This is a genomic window from Haemophilus sputorum CCUG 13788 (assembly GCF_000238795.1).
In the GTDB taxonomy this organism is placed as follows: domain Bacteria; phylum Pseudomonadota; class Gammaproteobacteria; order Enterobacterales; family Pasteurellaceae; genus Haemophilus_A; species Haemophilus_A sputorum.
On the sequence record NZ_AFNK01000049.1, the window covers coordinates 1 to 259 of the forward strand.

At 51.7% G+C, this 259-nt stretch carries 1 protein-coding gene; it reads right to left on the reverse strand.

Translation table 11 applies throughout. From position 1 onward, the window contains the following. Window positions 1-15: 15 nt before the first annotated feature. Window positions 16-259: IS1 family transposase (locus HSP_RS11215; protein ID WP_010129661.1), on the reverse strand; the 244-nt coding region annotated here is incomplete at its 5' end.

Genomic DNA, 259 nt, shown 5'->3' on the forward strand with positions numbered 1-259 from the left:
GGTAATGACTCCAACTTACTGATAGTGTTTTATGTTCAGATAATGCCCGATGACTTTGTCATGCAGCGCCACCGATTTTGAGAACGACAGTGACTTCCTGCCCAGCCTTGCCAGATGCTGCCTCAGATTCTGGTTATGCCGCTCAATTCGCTGCGTATATCGCTTGCTGATAACGTGCAGTTCTCCCTTCAGGCGGGATTCATAAAGCGGCCAGCCATCCGTCATCCATACCACGACCTCAAAGGCCGACAGCAGGCCC